The following is an 18938-nucleotide window of genomic DNA, read 5'->3' on the forward strand; positions in this document are numbered from 1 at the left end:
TAGACCCTTTCTCCGAATGCCGTGACCAGGAGCCGCCGAACCCATGTCCAATGACAATCCGAACACCGACCGGTTCAGCCACGACGCCGGCATCCTGGCCCAGGCCCTGCCCTATATGCAGCGCTACGAGGGCAAGACCGTCGTGGTGAAATATGGTGGCCACGCCATGGGCGACGCCAAGCTCGGCCAGGCCTTTGCCCGCGACATCGCTCTGTTGAAGCAGTCCAAGGTCAACCCGATCGTGGTGCATGGCGGCGGGCCGCAGATCGCCTCGATGCTGAAGAACCTCGGCATCGAGTCCAAGTTCGAAGGCGGGCTGCGCGTGACCGACAAACGGACCATGGAAATTGTCGAGATGGTCCTGGCCGGCTCGATCAACAAGGAAATCGTCGCGCTGATCAATGCCGAGGGCGAATGGGCCATCGGCCTGTGCGGCAAGGATGGCAACATGGTCTTCGCCAAGAAGGCCGAAAAGACCGTCAAGGATCCCGGCTCCAATATCGAGCGCGTGCTCGATCTGGGCTTTGTGGGCGAACCGGTCGAGGTCGACCGCACCCTTCTCGACCTTCTGGCCCGCTCCGAGCTGATCCCGGTCATCGCCCCGGTCGCGCCCGGTCATGACGGCAATACCTACAATATCAATGCCGACACCTTTGCCGGCGCCATTGCCGGCTCGCTTGGCGCCAAGCGGCTGCTGTTCCTCACCGACGTGCCCGGCGTGCTCGACAAGGACGGCAAGCTCATGCCCGAACTGACCGTGCGCGAAGCCAAGGCGCTGATTGCCGACGGCACGATTTCGGGCGGCATGATCCCCAAAGTGGAAACCTGCCTCGAAGCGCTCGACAATGGCGTGGAGGGCGTCGTGATCCTCAACGGCAAGACCCCGCATGTCGTGCTGGTCGAGCTCTTCACCGAACATGGCGCCGGTACGCTGATCGTGCGCTGAAGCGCTGAGCGCGCCCTCGCCGACCTCGCCGTACACCCTGGAGACATCCCCGCTTGGGAACCGAGTTCTTCATCTTCGCGGCGGTGGGTTTTCTGGCCCAGATCGTCGATGGCGCGCTGGGCATGGCCTATGGCGTGGTCAGTTCGACCATGCTTCTGGCCTTCGGCGTCCCCCCGGCAGCCGCGTCGGCCAGTGTGCACGCCGCCGAAATGTTCACCACGGCCGCCTCGGCCACCAGCCATGTCAGCCATCGCAACGTCAATTGGCGCCTGTTCTGGCGGCTTGCCCCCGCCGGGATCGTGGGCGGCGTGCTCGGCACCTATGTGCTGACCGCCATAGACGGGGCCGTGCTGCGCCCCTTCGTGACGATTTATCTCGGGCTGCTCGGCGTCTATATTCTCTATCGCGCCTTCCGCATGCGCGGTGCCTATCGCGAACCCAAGACGGGCCTGGTCCTGCCGCTGGGCGTGGCCGGCGGGTTCGTCGATGCGGCAGGCGGCGGCGGCTGGGGACCCATCGTCACGTCCAGCCTGATCGGCTCGGGCGGCGCGCCGCGCTATATCGTGGGCACGGTCAATACGGTGGAGTTTTTCGTGACGACGGCCGTGTCCGTCGCCTTCATCACTGCACTGCTCACCGGCCACTGGGCCGATGCCGAGGGGATCGACAACCACATCTGGTCGGTGGCGGGCCTGGTGGTCGGGGGCGTTCTGGCTGCTCCGCTGGCCGGTTTCGTGGTGCGGATCATTCCGCCCAAGCGCCTGATGGTGCTGGTGGGCGGGCTCGTCATCTCCCTCGCCGTGTTTCAGACCTGGCAATTGCTGGCACAATGAACAAGGCCGCCCCAAGGGGCGGCCCGTCCACAATCAGGCTTCCACCACGACTGGTGCGCCCTGCCCTTGCGGCGCCCTGCCCGATGGCTTGAACAAAAAGGCCATGGCCAGGACAACGCCGAAGGCGACCACCTGATACCAGAGCGCCAGGGCGGCAGCATCGGCAAAGGCGGCATTGGGCGCCTGGCCATGGGCGAAATTGCCGGCCAGCTGAGAAAAGAAGATCTGCCCCACAAGCGCGATGCCGAGCGCGCCGCCCACCTGCTGGAACGCCTGCAGGGCGCCCGAACCGGCCCCTGCATCGCGCGGCGGCACATTGCGCAGAACCAGCTGGAACAGCGACGAGAAGCCGGTGCCGAGCCCCACCCCGGCCGCGAGGAGCGGCGGCAGGAAGCTCCAGGAATCGATGGTGTCGCCGGCGCCGGCGATGACAAAGTGCAACCAGCCGATACCGATCACCAGAAGGGCCCCGGCCATGGCCAGGCGGCTGCGCAGGTAATGGGCGCCGAACCGCCCGGCGATGACGGAGGCGATCAGCACGCCGATCGAGAACGGGGTATTGGTCAGCCCCGAATGCAGCGGCGAGAAGCCGAAGCCCGATTGCAGCAGCAGCGAGATGACGAGGAACATGCCCGGAATGCCCGAGGCAAAGACCGTGATCACGAAAGCACCGAACATGTAGTCGCGATTGGCCAGAAGGACATAATTGAGCAATTGCGGCAGCCCTGCCTGCGCCCGCCGCTTCTGCCAGACGGTAAAGACACCGAGCAGCGCCACGCCCGCCGCCATCATGGCAAAGCTCCAGGCCGGCCAGCCAAAGGCCCGGCCTTCGATGATCGGAAAGACCAGCGCGACGATACCAAGACCGAAAAGCGCGATCCCCACGTAATCGTTGCTGAGATCCTTATGACCCGGCAGGCGCGGGATCAGCATCGAGCCGGCCACGATGGCGGCAATGCCGATGGGAATATTGACGAGAAAGATCGGTTGCCAGTCGAGGCCGAACAATTGCGCATCGATGAGCACGCCACCCAGGATCGGACCGCACACCGAGGCGAGGCCTGCCGATAGCCCGAACAGCGAAAAGGCCTGTCCGCGCTCATTGGGTGGAAACGTCACCGTTGCGATCGCCAGCACTTGCGGGGTCATCATCGCCCCGCCAATGCCCTGCAGGATGCGCGCGGCGATCAGCATCTCGATATTGGGGGCGAGGCCGCAAAGCGCCGACGCTGCGGTGAACGCACCAACGCCCCAGAGGAACATGCGGGTGCGCCCCAAAATGTCGCCCAGTCGGCCGAAAGGCAGCAGACCCAGCGCGAAGGCCAGGACATAGGCGGCCACCACCCATTCGATCTGGCTATCGGTGGCGCCAAGATTTTCGCGCATCGACGGCAGCGCCACATTGACGATGGTGACGTCAATCAAGTTCATGAAATTGGCGATCAGCAGGATGGCCAGCGACAGCCAGCGGCGCGGATCGGGAGGACTGGCCGTTTCGGCCGCAAAAGTCTGGGACATCAGAGGTCTCCGGGGATCATATCTGGCGGGCAATGAAGGCACGTTCGAATTCGGCGAAGACGGTCCGCACGTCCTCCCGATCGGGTCGGGAAATACGCCAGCTTGCCACCATGCCCGCATAGATGCGGGCGGCGGCGTAGGCGTCGATATCGGCGCGCAGCGAGCCATCGGCGGCGCCCTTGCGAAACAGACCGGCCAGGTCGGCCAGCCAGCCGCTGCGCATGGGCTGGATGATCGCGGCGATGGCGGGGTCGCGCCGCGCCCGTTCGGTCAGCTCGGCCATGACGGCCAGCCGCTCGGGCGCCTGCTCCCAGGATTCGAGCGCATCGTCGAACTCCATACGCAGCAAGTCGAGCCCGCTCTTGCCCTCGCGGGGATGGCTCATGTCCTGAGCAACAAATTCGGCCTTGAGTCTCTGGGCGACGAGCGCCACGAGGGCCTCCTTGCTCGGCACGTGATAATGCAGGGTAGCGATATTGATGCCGACCCGCGCTGCGATGTCGCGCATGCGCAGGCCTTCGAGACCCTTTTCGACAATGAGCGCCCGGGCGGCATCGGCAATGGCGTGGCGCCGCTCGTCGCTGCTTTCCCGCTTCTGGCTATCCTGTTCCATGGCGCGATCCTTTACGCCTCGCCCCTGGCTTAATCAATCACTTGATTGAGACAAAATGGTTTGCTCTCCAGAGGTCTTGCAGACTGCCCTGCGGTTGACTTTTTGAGCCGTCCGGCGTCCATCACCGATCAAGATACCCGCCGGAAGACGTGCCAATGACCGATTATGTCCGCAAGATCCTGACCTCTTCCGTCTATGAAGTGGCCGAGCAGACCCCGCTCGAGAAAATGGCGCTGCTCTCCGAGCGGCTGGGTCGGGACATCCTGGTCAAGCGCGAAGACCTGCAACCGGTCTTCTCCTTCAAGATTCGCGGCGCCCATAACCGCATCGTGCACCTCAGCGCCGAAGAGCGCGCCCGCGGCGTGATCTGCGCATCCGCCGGCAATCATGCCCAGGGCGTCGCCCTCTCCGCCACGCGGCTGGGCATTCGCGCGGTGGTGGTGATGCCCACGACCACCCCGGTGATCAAGGTCAATGCGGTGCGCCGGCTGGGGGGCGAGGTGGTGCTGTTCGGCGACGGGTTCGACGCTGCCCGCGCCCATGCTGCCGGCCTGGCCGAGCGCCACGGCTATGTCTTCGTCCACCCCTTCGACGACCCCGACGTGATTGCCGGCCAAGGCACGGTGGGCCTTGAACTGATGCGCCAGCACCCCGAGCCCATCGGAGCCATCTATGTGCCGGTGGGCGGTGGCGGCCTGGCCGCAGGGATTGCCAGCTTCGTCAAGTTCCTCCGCCCCGAAATCCGCGTTATCGGTGTCGAACCGGAAGAAGCGGCAAGCATGAAGGCTGCCATCGCAGCCGGAAAGCCGGTGCCGCTCGACCAGGTGGGTCTATTTGCCGACGGCGTCGCCGTGCGCCAGGTCGGCGAGGAAACCTTCCGTCTCTGCCGCGAGTTGCTGGACGATATCGTGACCGTCACGGCCGACGAAATCTGCGCCGCCATCAAGGATATCTTCGACGATCATCGCGCCATTACCGAACCGGCTGGAGCGCTCGCCCTGGCCGGGCTGCGCCGTGATATCGAGACCGGCAATGCGCCACAAGGCGCCCTCATTGCCATCAATTCAGGCGCCAATGTCAATTTCGACCGGCTGCGCTATGTCGCCGAACGCGCCGAGATCGGCGAGCGGGCGGAGGCGCTGCTGGCCGTGACCATTCCCGAAAAACCCGGCTCCTACCGGGCCTTCATCCGGCTCATCGGCAACCGCGCCATCACCGAGTTCAATTATCGCTACGCCCCGGGGGGCAGCGCCAATATCTTCGTGGGTGTGAAACTGGCGCGCGGCGATGCCGAAAAGCACGAGATCATTACCCTGCTCGAGGGCAACGGGCTGAGCGTCACCGACATGACCGACAACGAGGTCGCCAAGCTCCATGTCCGCCACATGGTGGGCGGTCGGGTCGCGGGCATGGATGACGAGCGGGTGTTCCGTTTCCAGTTTCCCGAACGACCCGGCGCGCTGCTCAAGTTTCTCGAAGGGCTCAACGATGCCTGGAACATTTCGCTGTTCCACTACCGCAATCACGGCGCCGATTACGGCCGGGTCCTGGTGGGCGTCGAGGTGCCCGAACCGACGCGCGCGGACTTCTTCGCCCATATCGAGGCCATCGGCTTTCCCTATTGGGACGAAACGGAAAATCCGGCCTATCGACAGTTTCTCGAATTGCCTCGCAACCGCTGAAGCCGGTCCGACATTAGGCTGAAATAGACGCTCTCTATCGTCGAGGGACGCAATTTGGCCGCGAACCCATTGCAATTGCTTGGACAAGGCGCAAATTGCTGGTGAAGGCGCGGGCGCACCAGCCACGATTATTCAATCCTGAGGGACCACGGACATGCTTGGAAAGACGAAGACAAAAGGCCTGATGCTGGCAACCGGCCTGGCAACCCTGGCCATGATGCAACCGGCAATGGCGCTCGACGCCGAGGCCTTCGTCAATCGCATCGAGGCGGTTTATGGCGCCATGGGCTACCAGTTCGACTTCGGTCCAGCCACCGCCGAGGGCACCACGATCACCGTGGATGGCGTGACCGTTTCGTTCGAGGGCATGAGCGAAGAGCCTTTCGAGCTCGACACCACCCTCACTTTCACCGGCGTCGAGGAATTCGAAGACGGCTCCTTCACTGCCGAAGAGCTTACCATCCCGGACATCGATACCGAATTCGCCAGCGATCCGGTGGGCCATATCAGCGTCACCGGCATGGTCCTGCAGGACCTCTGGCTGCCGCCCGAGGGCGATACCAGCGCCGAGGCCATGATGCAGACGGTGGGTCGCATGGCGTCCGGCCCCTTGGTCATCTCCCGCGATGGCGCCGAAGTCATCAAGATCGACAGCATGGAAGCTGTTTCCGACTTCACCTATGCCGAGGACGACTCGCTCGAATCCATCGTCTCGAGCGTCTCGATCGCCAATATCTGGGCCGACCTGTCCACCGTGGGCGAGGAAGAGCCCGAAGCCGGCGCGGTCATCGAGGCGCTCGGTCTCACCAATATCAGCGGCAATATCAGCCAGTCGCTGACCTGGACCATGGCCGATGGCCGCATGACCATCGATGAAGGCCTGATGGACTTTGCCGATATCGGCGCGCTCAACATCACCTTCGACATCAGCGGCTTTACGCTGGACGTTCTGGACAAGATCTACGCCATGCAGTCCAGCGACCTCGATCCCGAGAGCGAGGAAGGCCAGGCCGAACAGATGATGATGGGCATGCAGCTCGCCCAGGCCCTGTCCATCGTCAGCGCCAATGTGCGTTATGACGATGCGGGCCTGGCGCCGCGCCTGCTCGACATGTTTGCCGCCCAGTCGGGCGTCGAGCGTGCCCAGTTCGTGGAATCGATCAAGCCTGCCGTGCCCGCCATGGTCGGCCAGGCCGGCATACCCCAGCTGACCGAGATGGTCGTGCCGGCGGTCAACGCCTTCCTCGACGATCCGCAGAGCTTCGAGGTCAATGTCGCCCCGCCCAGCCCGACGAGCCTGCTGGTCCTGGCTGCTGCCGGCGCCAACCCGGCCGGCCTGATCACGGCGCTTGGCCTGACCATCACGGCAAACCAGTAACGCGCCTGTGCGGGAGCCGTGCCCCGGCTCCCGCGCTTTGCTGATGAAGCCTTCATAGTTTTCGGGCATGATCGGCACATGACTTCCCTCAGCCACATCACCGACTGGGTGTTCGACCTCGACAACACCCTTTATCCGCGCGAATGCAACCTCTTCGCGCAGATCGATATCCGCATCACCAATTACGTGATGGACATAACGCGGCTGGACTTCGCCGCTGCCCGGGCGTTGCAGAAGGACTATTACCGGGATTTCGGCACCACGCTGAACGGGCTCATGCACAAGCACGAGATCAACCCCGACCACTTCCTCACCGATGTACATGCCATCGACTATGCACCGGTCGATCCGCACCCTGCGCTGGTCGAGGCCATCCGCGCCCTGCCGGGCCGCAAGTTCATCCTCACCAATGGCGATACCGGCCATGCCCGCGCCGTGCTGGCCCGGCTGGGCGGCAGCGAGCTGTTCGAGCACGTGCACGACATCCGCGCCATGACCTTCGTGCCCAAGCCCCACCGGGCCGCCTATGACGGATTTCTCGCGCTGCACAACATCGACCCCAGACGCGCCATCATGTTCGACGATCTCGAAAAGAACCTGGTCGTGCCCCATGATTTGGGCATGGCAACCGTACAGGTTGTGCCAGGCGAAGGCTTTGCCCATGACCAGGTCGATGCCTGGGAGCTGGGGCGCACCACCGGCCCGCACGTGCACCACATCACCGGCGATCTTGCCGGCTTCCTGCGCAACTTGCCCTGATCGGCCCTATTCCCGCCGCGCCCCCGGCGCACTACATTGGTCCTCATGACCGATCTCCCCGGGCGCCGCCCACCGCCCCTCCCCGACGAAAACCCGACCCTGCGGCAGCGCCTCGAGAACCTCAAGCATCTGGGGCGGCTCGTCGCGCAGATATGGCGCACAAGCCGCTGGCTGACGCTGGCCAGCCTGGGATTACGCATTCTGGCCGCGCTGCAGCCGGTCGCGGTGCTCTATGCGGCCAAGCTGATCGTCGACGAGGTCGTGCGCCTCACCGGCATAGCAGCGCCCGGCCCGGAGATCACGGACTGGTTCAATGCGGGCCTGCTGACCCCGATCATCCTGCTCCTGCTGCTCGAATTCGCGCTGGTGCTGGCCAATGACGTGATCTCCCGCGCCACCGGGCTGGTGGATTCGGTCCTGTCGGAGCTTCATTCCAACCAGGTCAGCATCGAACTCATGGCCCATGCCGCACGGCTCGACCTGCAGCATTTCGAAAGCGCCGAATATCAGGACCGGCTGGAACGCGCCCGTCGCCAGGCCGCCGGACGCAATGCGCTGCTCAGCCAGATCTTCGGGCAGGCCCAGGATATCCTGACGGTCCTGACGCTTGCTGCCGGCCTCTTCTTCTACGCGCCCTGGCTGATCCTGCTGCTGCCGCTCAGCTTCATCCCCGCCATCTGGGGCGAGACCCGGTTCAACACCCTGGCCTATATGCTCAGCCGCTGGCGCACGCCGGAGCGGCGCGAGATCGAATATCTCCGCCATATCGGCGCCAGCGCGGAAACCGCCAAGGAGGTCAAGCTCTTCGGGCTGGGCGATTACCTCATCACCCGCTTCCGGACCCTTGCCCACCAGATTTTCCTCGAAAATCGGCGCCTCGCCCTGTTGCGGGCCAGCTGGGGCGCGCTTTTTGCCACCATCGCCAGCCTCGCCTATTACGCCGCCTATGCCTATATCGTCTGGCGTACCATTACCGGCGCCTTCACGCTGGGCGACCTGGCCTTTCTCTCCGGCTCGTTCCTGCGGCTCAACGGGCTTTTCCAGCGCATCCTGCTCGGCTTCACCCAGATTGCGGGCCAGTCGATGTATCTGGACGACCTGTTCTCCTTCTTCGAAATCGCGCCGACCATCCTGGCGCCGGCCGCGCCCAAACCCTTTCCGGTGCCCCTGCAGCAAGCCATCGCGTTCGAGAATGTGGGCTTCCGCTATCCGGAAACCGATCACTGGGTGGTGCGCAACCTGTCCTTCACCCTGCCGGCCGGCGAAACCCTGGCCCTGGTGGGCGAGAACGGCGCGGGCAAGACCACCATCGCCAAGCTGCTGACCCGGCTCTACGACCCCAGCGAGGGCCGCATCACCATTGACGGCATTGACCTGCGCAACATGGACCCGCGCGATATCCATGCCCATGTCGGGGTCATCTTCCAGGATTTCATCCGCTATTCCTTCACCGCCCGCGACAATATCGGGGTCGGGCGCATCGAAGCCCGTCAGGATCAGGCGCGCATCGACCAGGCCGCCGAGCAGAGCCTTGCCGACGGCGTGATCGCCAAACTGCCCCAGGGCTACGACCAGCAATTGGGCCGCCTGTTCAAGAAGGGTCGCGATCTTTCCGGGGGGGAATGGCAGAAGGTGGCCATTGCCCGCGCCTATATGCGCGACGCCGAGCTGATCATCCTGGACGAGCCGACCGCCGCCCTCGATGCCAAGGCCGAAGCAGAAGTCTTTGCCCGCTTCAAGAGCCTGGCGCAGGGCAAGAGCGCCGTGATCATCTCGCACCGCTTTTCCACCGTGCGCATGGCCGACCGCATCCTCGTGCTCGACAATGGCGCCATTCTCGAAGCCGGCACCCATGAGGAGCTCCTGGCGCGCAAGGGCCGCTATGCCGAGCTGTTCGAATTGCAGGCAGCAGGCTATCGCTGAGACTGGTCAACCGCTTCGAACCCACTTACCTAGGACCCTCACGCAAGCCACGGGACGCCAATCGTGCCTCTGCCCGAAGACGACATCGTAGGGGTTCTCGCCGAGACCTATCGCCTTCTGGGCGACCCCACGCGGCTGCGCATCGTGCTTACCTGCCTCGAGGGCCCCATCGCCGTCGGCGACATCGCCAGGGCCACCGGCGCCAGCCCGTCCCTTGTCAGCCACCATCTGCGGCTGCTTCGGGCCGCCCGCCTGGTGCGCGGCACCCGCCGCAACAAGCAGGTCTTCTACGAAACCGCCGACGCGCACATCGCCAATATGCTCACCGACATGCTGGACCATGCGATGGAAGATCCGGACACGAGCGACACCGATCCGGTGTCCGAGGGTGATGCCAAGAGCTGACGCGCGTGCCGATACAAGCGGCCTGCCCTCTCCACATCGCTGATCCAATCAGCTCCGTTCCGGTCCGGGCTCGGGAAGAGCGGCTTCCTGCTGGCTGATTGACACAACATATGAATATATGTTCATATGTTTCGTCGAATGCGAGACCGCCATGCCTGCTCATCAGCACGACCACACCCACCATCGGCATGACCATGGCCATGACCATCCTGCTGACAGCCATGCACCCGAGATCAGCACGGCCAATGAACGGGCCGTACTGATCGGGCTCATGCTCACCGGCGGCTTCATGCTGGCCGAGCTCGTGGGCGGGTATCTTTCCGGATCGCTGGCACTGATCGCCGATGCCGGCCACATGCTGACGGACACAATCGCCCTCTTCCTCGCCTGGCTCGGTTTCCGGCTCGGCCGGCGTCCGGCGGATGCGCGACGCTCTTTCGGTTATTCCAGGCTCGAAGTCCTCGCCGGGCTGATCAATGCGCTGACCCTGTTCGCGTTGGTAGGCTGGATCGGCTACGAAGCCGTCCAGCGCTTGCTGACGCCCCATGAGGTGCTGGCCGGCCCCATGCTCGTCGTGGCCATCCTGGGACTGGTGGTGAACCTTGTGGTGTTCCGCCTGCTGTCCTCGGCCGATGCCGATCACGTCAACATCAAGGGCGCGCTGCTGCATGTGCTCGGCGATCTCCTGGGATCGGTCGGGGCCATTGCGGCGGCGCTGGTCATCTGGCTGACCGGCTGGATGCCGATCGATCCGATCCTGTCGGTTCTGGTAAGCCTGCTGATCCTGCGCAGCGCTTGGGCCCTTCTGACGCGCACCTTCAACATTCTCATGGAAGGCGCGCCCGACGGCTTCGAACCCGAAGCGCTGCGACGCGACCTTGTCGCAAAAATTCCCGGGCTGGCCGACGTCAGCCATCTCCATGTCTGGTCGCTGAGCTCGGGCCGCACCATGGCGACGCTCGATCTTGGCCTGCAGCAGGGCGCCGACCCCGCCGCCGTGACCGAGGCGGTTCGCCATGCTCTGCTTGACGACCATGGCATCACCCATGCCACTATCGAAATCGACTGGCGCGGCAGAAACGCGGCCTGCCCTGCGGCGCTCGCCTAGCGGCGGGCGGCGAAGGCGGCGGCGGCGCGCCCCGCCACCCGGCCCGTCGCAAAGCAGGCAGTCAACAGATATCCCCCTGTCGGGGCTTCCCAATCGAGCATCTCACCGGCCACGAAAAGGCCCGGCGCAGCGACCAGGCCTAGCCTGTCGTCGACGCCATCCCAGCTGACGCCGCCAGCCACCGAAATAGCCTCCTCGATCGGCCGCGTCCGTGTCACCTTCAGGGGCAGAGCCTTTACGGTGCGCGCCAGGGCGCCGGCATCAAGGCTCGGCGCATCGGGCACGCACTCGCGGATCAGTCCCACCTTGACACCATCGAGCCCTGCGCCTTTGCGCAGGCGATTGGAAAAACTGGCCTTGGGTGGCTGCCGGGCAAAATCCCGCGCCAGCCGCTCATGCTCCCGCCCCGGCGCCAGATCGAGCATCAGCACGGCCTGACCGTCGCGCTCCAGCCGGTCCCGCAAGGCCGCGGCATGGGCATAGACCAGGCTTCCCTCAATCCCCCACCGGGTGACCACGAATTCCCCGGCAAGCGCCCCTGCATCGCTTGTCGCCAGCACCGCCTTGACCGGTTCGCCCGCATGGCGTTCGACGAAGACGGGGCTCCAGGCAATTTCGAAACCACAATTGGCGGGTCGGAACGGCAAGACCGGCACGCCCTCTCCTGTCAGCAGTCCGACCCACTTTCCGTCCGAACCGAGCCTTGGCCAGCTGGCCCCACCCAGAGCCAGGACGGCAGCATCGAACGGCTCGGCCACACGGCCACCAGGGGTATCAAAGACATGAAGGCTGCCCTCACGCCCGATCCAGCGATGTCGAGTGCGCAGCGCCACGCCTTGGTCGGCGAGGCGCGCCAGCCAGGCGCGCAGCAAGGGCGAAGCCTTCATTTCCCTTGGAAAGACCCGACCGGACGAGCCTATGAATGTTTCGACGCCCAGCCCTGCGCACCAGTCGCGCAAAGCCGCGCCGTCGAATGCCCGTACCGCCTGGTCGAGCCTTTCGCTGGCCCGGCCATAGCGGCCCAGCAAGGTGTCGGTCGCCTCGGAATGGGTGATGTTGAGCCCGGACTTGCCGGCCATCAATAATTTGCGGCCCACGCTGGGCATGGCCTCGAAGACCACGACCTCGGCGCCTTCATCGGCAGCGGTCTCTGCGGCCATCAACCCCGCGGGTCCACCGCCGATCACGGCAATCCTGGCTCTGCCCATGCGCGTCCACCTCTCCCCGTATCCGGGCCCCTTAGCACGACTGAAATGACCTTGCCCATCGTTTGCCGGCAAATGCCTTTGGGGCGCATGCGACTGGGCTGCCCGGGTCGCATTGGGGCGGACTGTCAGGCGGTCTCCTGCACGACGAGATCGCTGAGTTGCACCGCATCTTCGTCACCGACCACGGACACGGCCGCGCTGGTGCCCAGATCGAAGGTCTGCTTCTCCTCGACGGGAAGGCCTTCGCGACGACTGAGCCTGAAGCCGACATAGGCCATGAGCGCGATCTGGATCAGCGCATTGGCCAGGAAGAAGCCCGGCTGGCCCAGCAATTCGATGCTGAGCGAGGACAGGAGCGGTCCGATGGTCGAGCCGATGCCATTGAGCAGCAGGAGGCCGGCGGAAATTTCCACATAATCGGAACGGTCGGCAAAGTCGAAGACATGCGCGGCGGCAATGGCATAGGCCGGCAGCAGGCCTGCGCCGAAAGCGGCACCGAGGGCGAACCAGGATAGACTGGTCTGCGTGGTCGCCCAGAGCGCGGCGCCAACCACCGAACACAGCAGGGCAAGACCGATTAGAACCTTGCGGCGATCGATACGGTCGGACACTTTGCCGGCCGGGAGCTGCGCCAGCGCGCCGCCGATGACGGCAGCACTCATGAACCAGGCCGCGTCGCTGACATTGCCGCTGACGCTGTTGGCATAGGCAGGCGCCAGCGCCCAGAACGAGCCGGTCGCGAGGCCAATGAGAAAAATTGCCACGGTGCCCGTGGGCGACAGGCGGAACATGCGCCGGGGCCGGAAACGCACCACCGTGATGGGCGGAGGCTGGCTCGAGCGGGTCATGACGATCGGAACGGCGGCCAGCGACACCAGCACCGAGGCGATGGAAAAGAGGATGAAGGAGGATGGCTGGAACAACGTCACCATCATCTGGCCCACGGTGATGACGGTGAAGTTCACCGTGACGTAAGTGGAGATCAGCGCGCCGCGCGTTTCATTGGTGGCCTGGTCATTGAGCCAGCTTTCCACCACGAGATAAAGCCCTGCCAGGCAGAAGCCGGTGATCAGGCGCAGGACGATCCAGATACTGGCATCCACAGCCATCGGATAGCCCAGCGCCGCAGCGGAAGCGATGGCCACGAGCGCGGCGAAGGTGCGGATGTGGCCGACGCGCATGATCATGGAGGGCGTGAAGGTGCAGCCCAGCACGAAGCCGAAGAAATAGCCCGACCCGAGCAGGCCGATCTGAAAGGCACTGAAGCCCTCGATGCCGCCACGGATCGGCAGCAGCATCAGCTGCAGGCCATTGCCCATGATCAGGAAAGCGACGCTGAGCAGGATCGAGAAAGCGGCCAGTATGGGCGCGGGCTTGGCAATGGCGGTCACCAACAGCTCCTGTCATTAGGCGGCGAGGGAAAGGCGGCAGCATCGCCTCATGGGCGAGCGCGACCTCCTTTGGCCGGGTCGATCCGGTTCGTCAATCAAGAGCTTTGTGAACCGATAGGACGCCGACGCCCAGCAATCAGGCTGCCGCGTGCAAGCGCTCCTGGCTTACAGGCGCCCGGTTCTCGATCAGGCCGAGATGGAGGGCCTTGATCGTCGCGTCGAAATCGTCCGGCTCGACCACAACCTGCAGGTCCACCTTGCGCATCAGGTCGTGCACGCCCAGCGGGGCAATGCCCGCGTCCGACAGGACGCGCATGGCCTGCATCAGGATGTTGGCGTGCCCGATATCGCGACCGATGGCCGAGACCAGCGACACCTTGCGCAGGGTTATCTCCGCGCTGGGGAAAGCCGTCGCGAGGTCGGTTTCGACCCGCTTGATCGCCTTCATCGACCCCTTGAGAAAATGGGTGATCGTATTGGCATTGGAGGTTTTGGAAATGATCCAGACCTTGTGGCGCTTGAGCGCCTCAAGGATCTCGCTGTCATAGCCCTTGACCCCCACCATGTCCTGATCGTGGAATTCGAAGGCGAAGACGCTTTTGAGGCCGGTGACGATCTCGACCTGTGGCGCGGTCGCGGTCAGATCGGAGCGAATGACAGTGCCCGGATGATCCGGCTCGAAGGCATTCTTGACCCGCAGGGGGATGCCGGCTTGACGCAGGCTCTTGGCGGCGCGGGGATGGATGGCCTCCATGCCCATATTGGACAGCTGGTCGGCCACGTCGTAATTGGTTTCCCCGATGACGCGCACGGCTTCTGCCGGGACCACGCGCGGATCGGCGGTCGAAAGGTGAAATTCCTTATGTATAACCGCCTCGCGGGCATGGCTGACCACCGCCAGGCGCGACAGCGTCACTTCGCTGTAGCCGCGATCATAGGTACCCATCAGCGCTTCGCTGCACTGCGCATAGCCGGTGACGATGGGCAATTCCGTCGCGAGGTCCACATCGGCCAAGGCCCGCTCGATGGCCTCGTCGAGGGTGAACTGGCCCTCGTCGCGCCAGCCTGTCAAATCGACCATGCGGGCCCGCACGCCATGAATATTGAGCAGGAGGCTCGTATTGAATGCCGAATGCGCTTCGCCCAGGGAGGCAAGCATTTCGCGCACCGTCAGCAAGTGCTGCTGAAGCTGGAAATGGCCGAAAGAACAAAGTCGCGACAGGTCGATGAGACAGGATCGCACGCCTTCGATCCGCTCGCGGGCAAAACGATTGGCGCTCTGGCGCGCGCCTTCATCGGCAAAGATGCGGGCATTGTGCTCATACATCTTGTCGGCAACGGCGGTCAGCGCATCGCCCCAGACCCAGCCGCCCTCGGCGCTGGCAAAAAGGGCATAGACACCCGGCTTGCCGGATTTCTTGTGCTCGAGCAGCTCGTCTGTCATGCCGCCATAGGCCGAAACGACAAAAATGCGGTTATAGAGGTCAGCACCCTTGCGATCACCGATCAGCACGGTATCGAGCAGCTCCTGGCTGCGGGCCATGGATGTGCCGCCGATCTTTTCGACGGTGTGGCGCGGGGTCTCGTTCGTCATGGGGTCTCCAGCCGCCCCCAAAGGGAGCGGCGTCAGTCTTTTCGTCAGGGCGAAATATCGGCTCAGCGGATCGGGCCGGCCTCGATGGCGATCGGCGCCTTGGGATTGCGCGCACTGAGGAAAGCCGGGCGCGGGTTCTTGGCCGCAAAAGGCTGCCCCACCCGGTTCGACCAGGCATTGTAGACGAAAAAGGCGTTCGACCGCGGGAACGGGGTTATGTTGCCGTTCGAGCCGTGCACGGTGTTGCAGTCGAACAGCACCACAGTGCCTGCCTTACCCGAGGCGTAATCGATACCATGTTCCTGAGCCATGCGGGTCAGGCTGTCATGCGAGGGCACGCCGATTTCCTGCTTCTTGAGCGAAGTCTTGTGATTGTCCTCGGGCGTTTCGCCGGCGCAGGCGACGAACTTCTTGTGCGTGCCCGGCATCAGCATCAGCGGACCATTGAGCGCGTCATTATCCGTGAGCAGGATCGAGGCCGAAATCGCGCGCATGCGCGGCATGCCGTCCTCGGCGTGCCAAGTCTCGAAATCAGAATGCCAGTAGAATTCCTTGCCCGTAAAGCCCGGCTTGTAGTTGAGCCGCGACTGATGGAGATAAACGTCGTCATCGAGCAGAAAGCTCACCGCACCGGCCACGCGGCGGTCCCGCGCCAGACGGTCGAACAGGGCATTTTCCTCATCCAGCCGGAATACGGTGCGGACCTCGTCCGAGCCGGGCTCGGTGATGACATTCTCGGCAGAAATCTCCGCCTCACCCGACCGCATCCGGGCGGATTCGGCCTGAAGAGCGGAGACCTCCGCAGCCGAGAAAACATTGGAGAGAACCAGATAGCCGTTTTTTTCAAAGCTCTCGGTCTGCGCCCGGGTCAGGGGCGCCTCGGGCGTCCAATTACCCCAGACTACCGGATCCTTGCGGTCCTGCCACTTTTCAGCCGGCAGACGGGTGGGATAATCGTCGTGATTGGCGGTGTCGAATGCTGACAGAGTCATGATGCTCGCCTTTCAGTTTGGTGGGTATGGGGACGCGCTTTAAGCGTCTTCGGAGATCGGCGCGTAGGAGCCGTCCTCGCGGTGCACTTCCGTTCCGGTGACCGGCGGGTTGAAGCAGCAGGCCATCACCATCTCGCTCCTGGCGGAGAGGCGATGCCGGTCGTTGAGGTTGAGCGCATACATGACGCCCGGGCGGATCTGGTGCACTTTGCCGGTGTCGAGTTCCTCGATCTCGCCTTCGCCCGAGATGCAGTAGACGCTCTCGAAGTGATGCTTGTAGTGAAACTCGTGGCTCGTACCCTCATGGATGCGCGTGATGTGGAAGGAAAAGCCCATATCGTCGCCAGCCAGCAGCAGCCTTGTGCTGTCCCAGCCATTGGACCTGACGAGACGGTCGCCCAGGCGTGAGGATTCAAGGTCGCGTACAATCATTGTGAAGCTCCTATTCGGCTGCGGCGCGGTGCGACCCCAAGACCGCCTCGAAGGCGGTCTCCATGATGTCGATGCCGGCCGTCAGCTGGTCGAGAGAAATGGTGAGCGGGCACAGCACCTTGACGACTTCGTCGAAGCTGCCCGATGTCTCGATGATGAGACCCTTGGAAAAGCAGATCTTGCAGATCGCGGCGGCTCTTTCACCCGATCCGGCATCGATGCCAACCATCATGCCCCGGCCTTTGGTGGTGAGGCCGTGGTCGTCGGCAATCGCGGCGAGACGCTGGCCCAGATAGTTCGCCTTGTCGGCGACATCGCCGGCGAAACGGTCGTCGGACCAGAACTTTTCGAGCGCCGCAGCAGCCGTAACGAAGGCATGATTATTGCCGCGGAACGTGCCGTTATGCTCGGCCGGCTTCCAGATATCATGCTCGGGCTTGATCAGCGTCACGGCGAGCGGCAGGCCCATGCCGGAGAGTGACTTGGCCATCGTGACGATATCTGGCGACAGGCCCATGCCGTCGAAGGAGAAGAACCCGCCCGTCCGGCCGCAGCCAGCCTGGATATCGTCGATGATGAAGAGCGCGCCGTGCTTTTTGGCAATGGCCTCGATCTGCTTCAACCAGCCGGGCGACGCAGCATTGAGCCCGCCCTCTCCCTGCACGGTTTCCACGATAATGGCTGCCGGGGCATCGACCCCGCTGGAGGGGTCAGACAGCTGACGGTCGAGCAGGTCGGCCGTATTGATGTCGGCACCATGATAGCCGTCATAGGCCGCGCGGGTAACGCCCGTCAGCGGTGTCGCAGCGCCGCCCCGATGCTTGCCATTGCCGGTTGCGGCCAGCGCCCCAAGGGTCACGCCATGAAAGCCATTGGTGAAGGCGATGATATTGGTGCGGCCGGTGACCTTGCGCGCCAGCTTCATGGCGGCTTCGACGGCGTTGGCGCCGGTTGGTCCGGTAAACTGGAGCTGATGCTTCATGCCGCGCGGCCGCAGGATCAGCCGCTCGAATGTCGCAAGGAAATGCTCCTTGGCGTCGGTGAACATGTCGAGGCCATGCGCGATGCCGTCGTTGGAAATATATTCGATCAGCGCGGCTTTGAGGTCCTTGTCATTGTGCCCGTAATTGAGCGTCGAACATCCAGCCAGGAAGTCGGTATAGGCCTTGCCCTGCATGTCGTAGATGGTTGCGCCCTTGGCTTTGTCGAACAGTTTTGGAAAGCTGCGCGAATAGGACCGCACACGGCTTTCGACGCGCTCAAACGTGTTAAAGGGCGTGATCGTGGCTTGAATGGTCACGGATTATCTCCTCGAAAGCTGCGGTCGAAATTGGGGGGTGAGGCGTTCAGCGGCCGGTCAGGCGGGTGAAGCTCTCCGGATCAAAGGGGCCGATGCGGACAGCGAATTCACTGTCGTGCTGCCCGGCAAAGTGATCGTCGCGGGAGAAATGCTCGACTTGCTGCAATTGCGCGCCAAGGCGCCGGGCAATCGAGCTGAACAGGGCCCAGGAGGCCTCGTTGTCCTCGGTAATGGTGCATTCCAGCATCGTCACGTGGCGGCAGTCGGGGCGGGACAATATGTCGGCGACCAACTTGCGCCCCAGACCCTGCCCCTGAGCTGCGGGATCGACGCAGACCTGCCAGATGAATAGCGTGTCCGGCTGTTTCGGCGGGATATAGCCGGAGACCCAACCGACAATCCTGTCGTCCTGTTCCGCCAGCGCGCAGGTGCCGGCAAAGTGCGTGGCCTGCAGCAAATTGCAGTAGAGAGAATTGTCGTCCAGCGAAGACTGAGCCTGGATCAGCGACCAGATTGCCGCGCCATCGGAAGCGTGTGGAGCGCGAAGGCGGACGACAGAAGACCTGGCGGCGCTGCGGCGAAGAGCGTCGGCATCGTAAAGCACTGAATTGCCATAAATCATGGGATGTTATTTAGCTTGTATGAACTAAATTCACAACCCATGGCTAATGGACTCGTTCCCGTGCCAACGCACGGCTTCAGATTTTAATTATATTATTCAGTGATTTAAGGCGGGATAAAATTATCCCGCCTGCATCCGAAAACCGAAAACTCTAAAGCACAGGCACAGATATCTTCGCCAAGACAAATCAAAAACCCGATTGCCGCCATATTCCGATACGCGCAATATGGGGGT

The 18938-nt window shown here is 63.5% G+C and carries 17 protein-coding genes; 8 read left to right on the forward strand and 9 right to left on the reverse strand.

Annotation, left to right across the window (positions count from 1 at the left end):
• Window positions 1-43 precede the first annotated feature (43 nt).
• Both argB and VE26_RS11625 read left to right on the forward strand, forming a co-directional pair.
• Window positions 44-946, forward strand: a complete 903-nt coding sequence (argB, locus tag VE26_RS11620; protein ID WP_046105442.1) for an acetylglutamate kinase — start codon at window positions 44-46, stop codon at window positions 944-946.
• A 53-nt stretch (window positions 947-999) separates the two neighbouring features.
• Window positions 1000-1779, forward strand: a complete 780-nt coding sequence (locus VE26_RS11625) for a sulfite exporter TauE/SafE family protein (protein WP_046105443.1) — start codon at window positions 1000-1002, stop codon at window positions 1777-1779.
• A 33-nt stretch (window positions 1780-1812) separates the two neighbouring features.
• Here VE26_RS11625 and VE26_RS11630 read toward each other — a convergent pair whose 3' ends face one another.
• Window positions 1813-3297: a DHA2 family efflux MFS transporter permease subunit gene (locus VE26_RS11630; protein WP_046105444.1), complete on the reverse strand. Its 1485-nt coding sequence runs from the start codon at window positions 3295-3297 to the stop codon at window positions 1813-1815.
• A gap of 16 nt (window positions 3298-3313) precedes the next feature.
• Window positions 3314-3910, reverse strand: coding sequence for a TetR/AcrR family transcriptional regulator (locus VE26_RS17180; RefSeq protein ID WP_052715864.1), 597 nt, complete (start codon window positions 3908-3910; stop codon window positions 3314-3316).
• A 155-nt stretch (window positions 3911-4065) separates the two neighbouring features.
• On the opposite strand from VE26_RS17180, the gene ilvA reads away from it, so the two are divergent.
• The 6 genes from ilvA to VE26_RS11665 all read left to right on the forward strand — a co-directional run bounded on the left by ilvA (window position 4066) and on the right by VE26_RS11665 (window position 11165).
• Window positions 4066-5592: a threonine ammonia-lyase, biosynthetic gene (gene ilvA, locus VE26_RS11640; RefSeq protein ID WP_046105445.1), complete on the forward strand. Its 1527-nt coding sequence runs from the start codon at window positions 4066-4068 to the stop codon at window positions 5590-5592.
• A 154-nt stretch (window positions 5593-5746) separates the two neighbouring features.
• Entirely contained in the window at window positions 5747-6970 is a 1224-nt protein-coding gene (locus VE26_RS11645) for a hypothetical protein (protein WP_046105446.1), read from the forward strand.
• 78 nt (window positions 6971-7048) lie between these two features.
• Window positions 7049-7729, forward strand: coding sequence for a pyrimidine 5'-nucleotidase (locus VE26_RS11650; RefSeq protein ID WP_046105447.1), 681 nt, complete (start codon window positions 7049-7051; stop codon window positions 7727-7729).
• Window positions 7730-7774: 45 nt separating this feature from the next.
• The gene (locus tag VE26_RS11655; RefSeq protein ID WP_046105448.1) at window positions 7775-9652 is read left to right on the forward strand and encodes an ABC transporter ATP-binding protein; all 1878 of its coding nucleotides are present in this window, start codon (window positions 7775-7777) and stop codon (window positions 9650-9652) included.
• Between the two features lie 63 nt (window positions 9653-9715).
• Complete coding sequence (locus VE26_RS11660; protein ID WP_152658828.1) at window positions 9716-10057, forward strand: ArsR/SmtB family transcription factor; 342 nt, start codon at window positions 9716-9718, stop codon at window positions 10055-10057.
• A 151-nt stretch (window positions 10058-10208) separates the two neighbouring features.
• A complete protein-coding gene (locus VE26_RS11665) occupies window positions 10209-11165 on the forward strand; it encodes a cation diffusion facilitator family transporter (protein WP_046106275.1) in 957 nt (318 codons plus the stop codon).
• Here the strand turns inward: VE26_RS11665 and VE26_RS11670 are convergent.
• From VE26_RS11670 to ectA, 7 genes are all read right to left on the reverse strand, one after another.
• Window positions 11162-12373 (reverse strand): TIGR03862 family flavoprotein, encoded by a 1212-nt coding sequence (locus VE26_RS11670; RefSeq protein WP_046105450.1) that lies wholly within the window; start codon window positions 12371-12373, stop codon window positions 11162-11164. The genes VE26_RS11665 and VE26_RS11670 overlap by 4 nt on opposite strands.
• A 125-nt stretch (window positions 12374-12498) precedes the next feature.
• Entirely contained in the window at window positions 12499-13764 is a 1266-nt protein-coding gene (locus tag VE26_RS11675; RefSeq protein ID WP_152658829.1) for an MFS transporter, read from the reverse strand.
• Window positions 13765-13900: 136 nt separating this feature from the next.
• Entirely contained in the window at window positions 13901-15358 is a 1458-nt protein-coding gene (locus VE26_RS11680) for an aspartate kinase (protein ID WP_046105452.1), read from the reverse strand.
• A 62-nt stretch (window positions 15359-15420) separates the two neighbouring features.
• Window positions 15421-16350, reverse strand: coding sequence for an ectoine hydroxylase (gene thpD / locus VE26_RS11685; protein WP_046105453.1), 930 nt, complete (start codon window positions 16348-16350; stop codon window positions 15421-15423).
• 39 nt (window positions 16351-16389) lie between these two features.
• Window positions 16390-16782 carry an ectoine synthase gene (locus VE26_RS11690; protein WP_046105454.1) on the reverse strand — a complete coding sequence of 131 codons (393 nt, stop codon included), beginning with the start codon at window positions 16780-16782 and terminating at the stop codon, window positions 16390-16392.
• A gap of 10 nt (window positions 16783-16792) precedes the next feature.
• Window positions 16793-18082 carry a diaminobutyrate--2-oxoglutarate transaminase gene (gene ectB / locus VE26_RS11695; RefSeq protein WP_046105455.1) on the reverse strand — a complete coding sequence of 430 codons (1290 nt, stop codon included), beginning with the start codon at window positions 18080-18082 and terminating at the stop codon, window positions 16793-16795.
• Window positions 18083-18128: 46 nt separating this feature from the next.
• The gene (ectA, locus tag VE26_RS11700) at window positions 18129-18704 is read right to left on the reverse strand and encodes a diaminobutyrate acetyltransferase (protein WP_046105456.1); all 576 of its coding nucleotides are present in this window, start codon (window positions 18702-18704) and stop codon (window positions 18129-18131) included.
• Window positions 18705-18938 lie beyond the last annotated feature (234 nt).

Source organism: Devosia chinhatensis (genome assembly GCF_000969445.1).
GTDB lineage: Bacteria > Pseudomonadota > Alphaproteobacteria > Rhizobiales > Devosiaceae > Devosia > Devosia chinhatensis.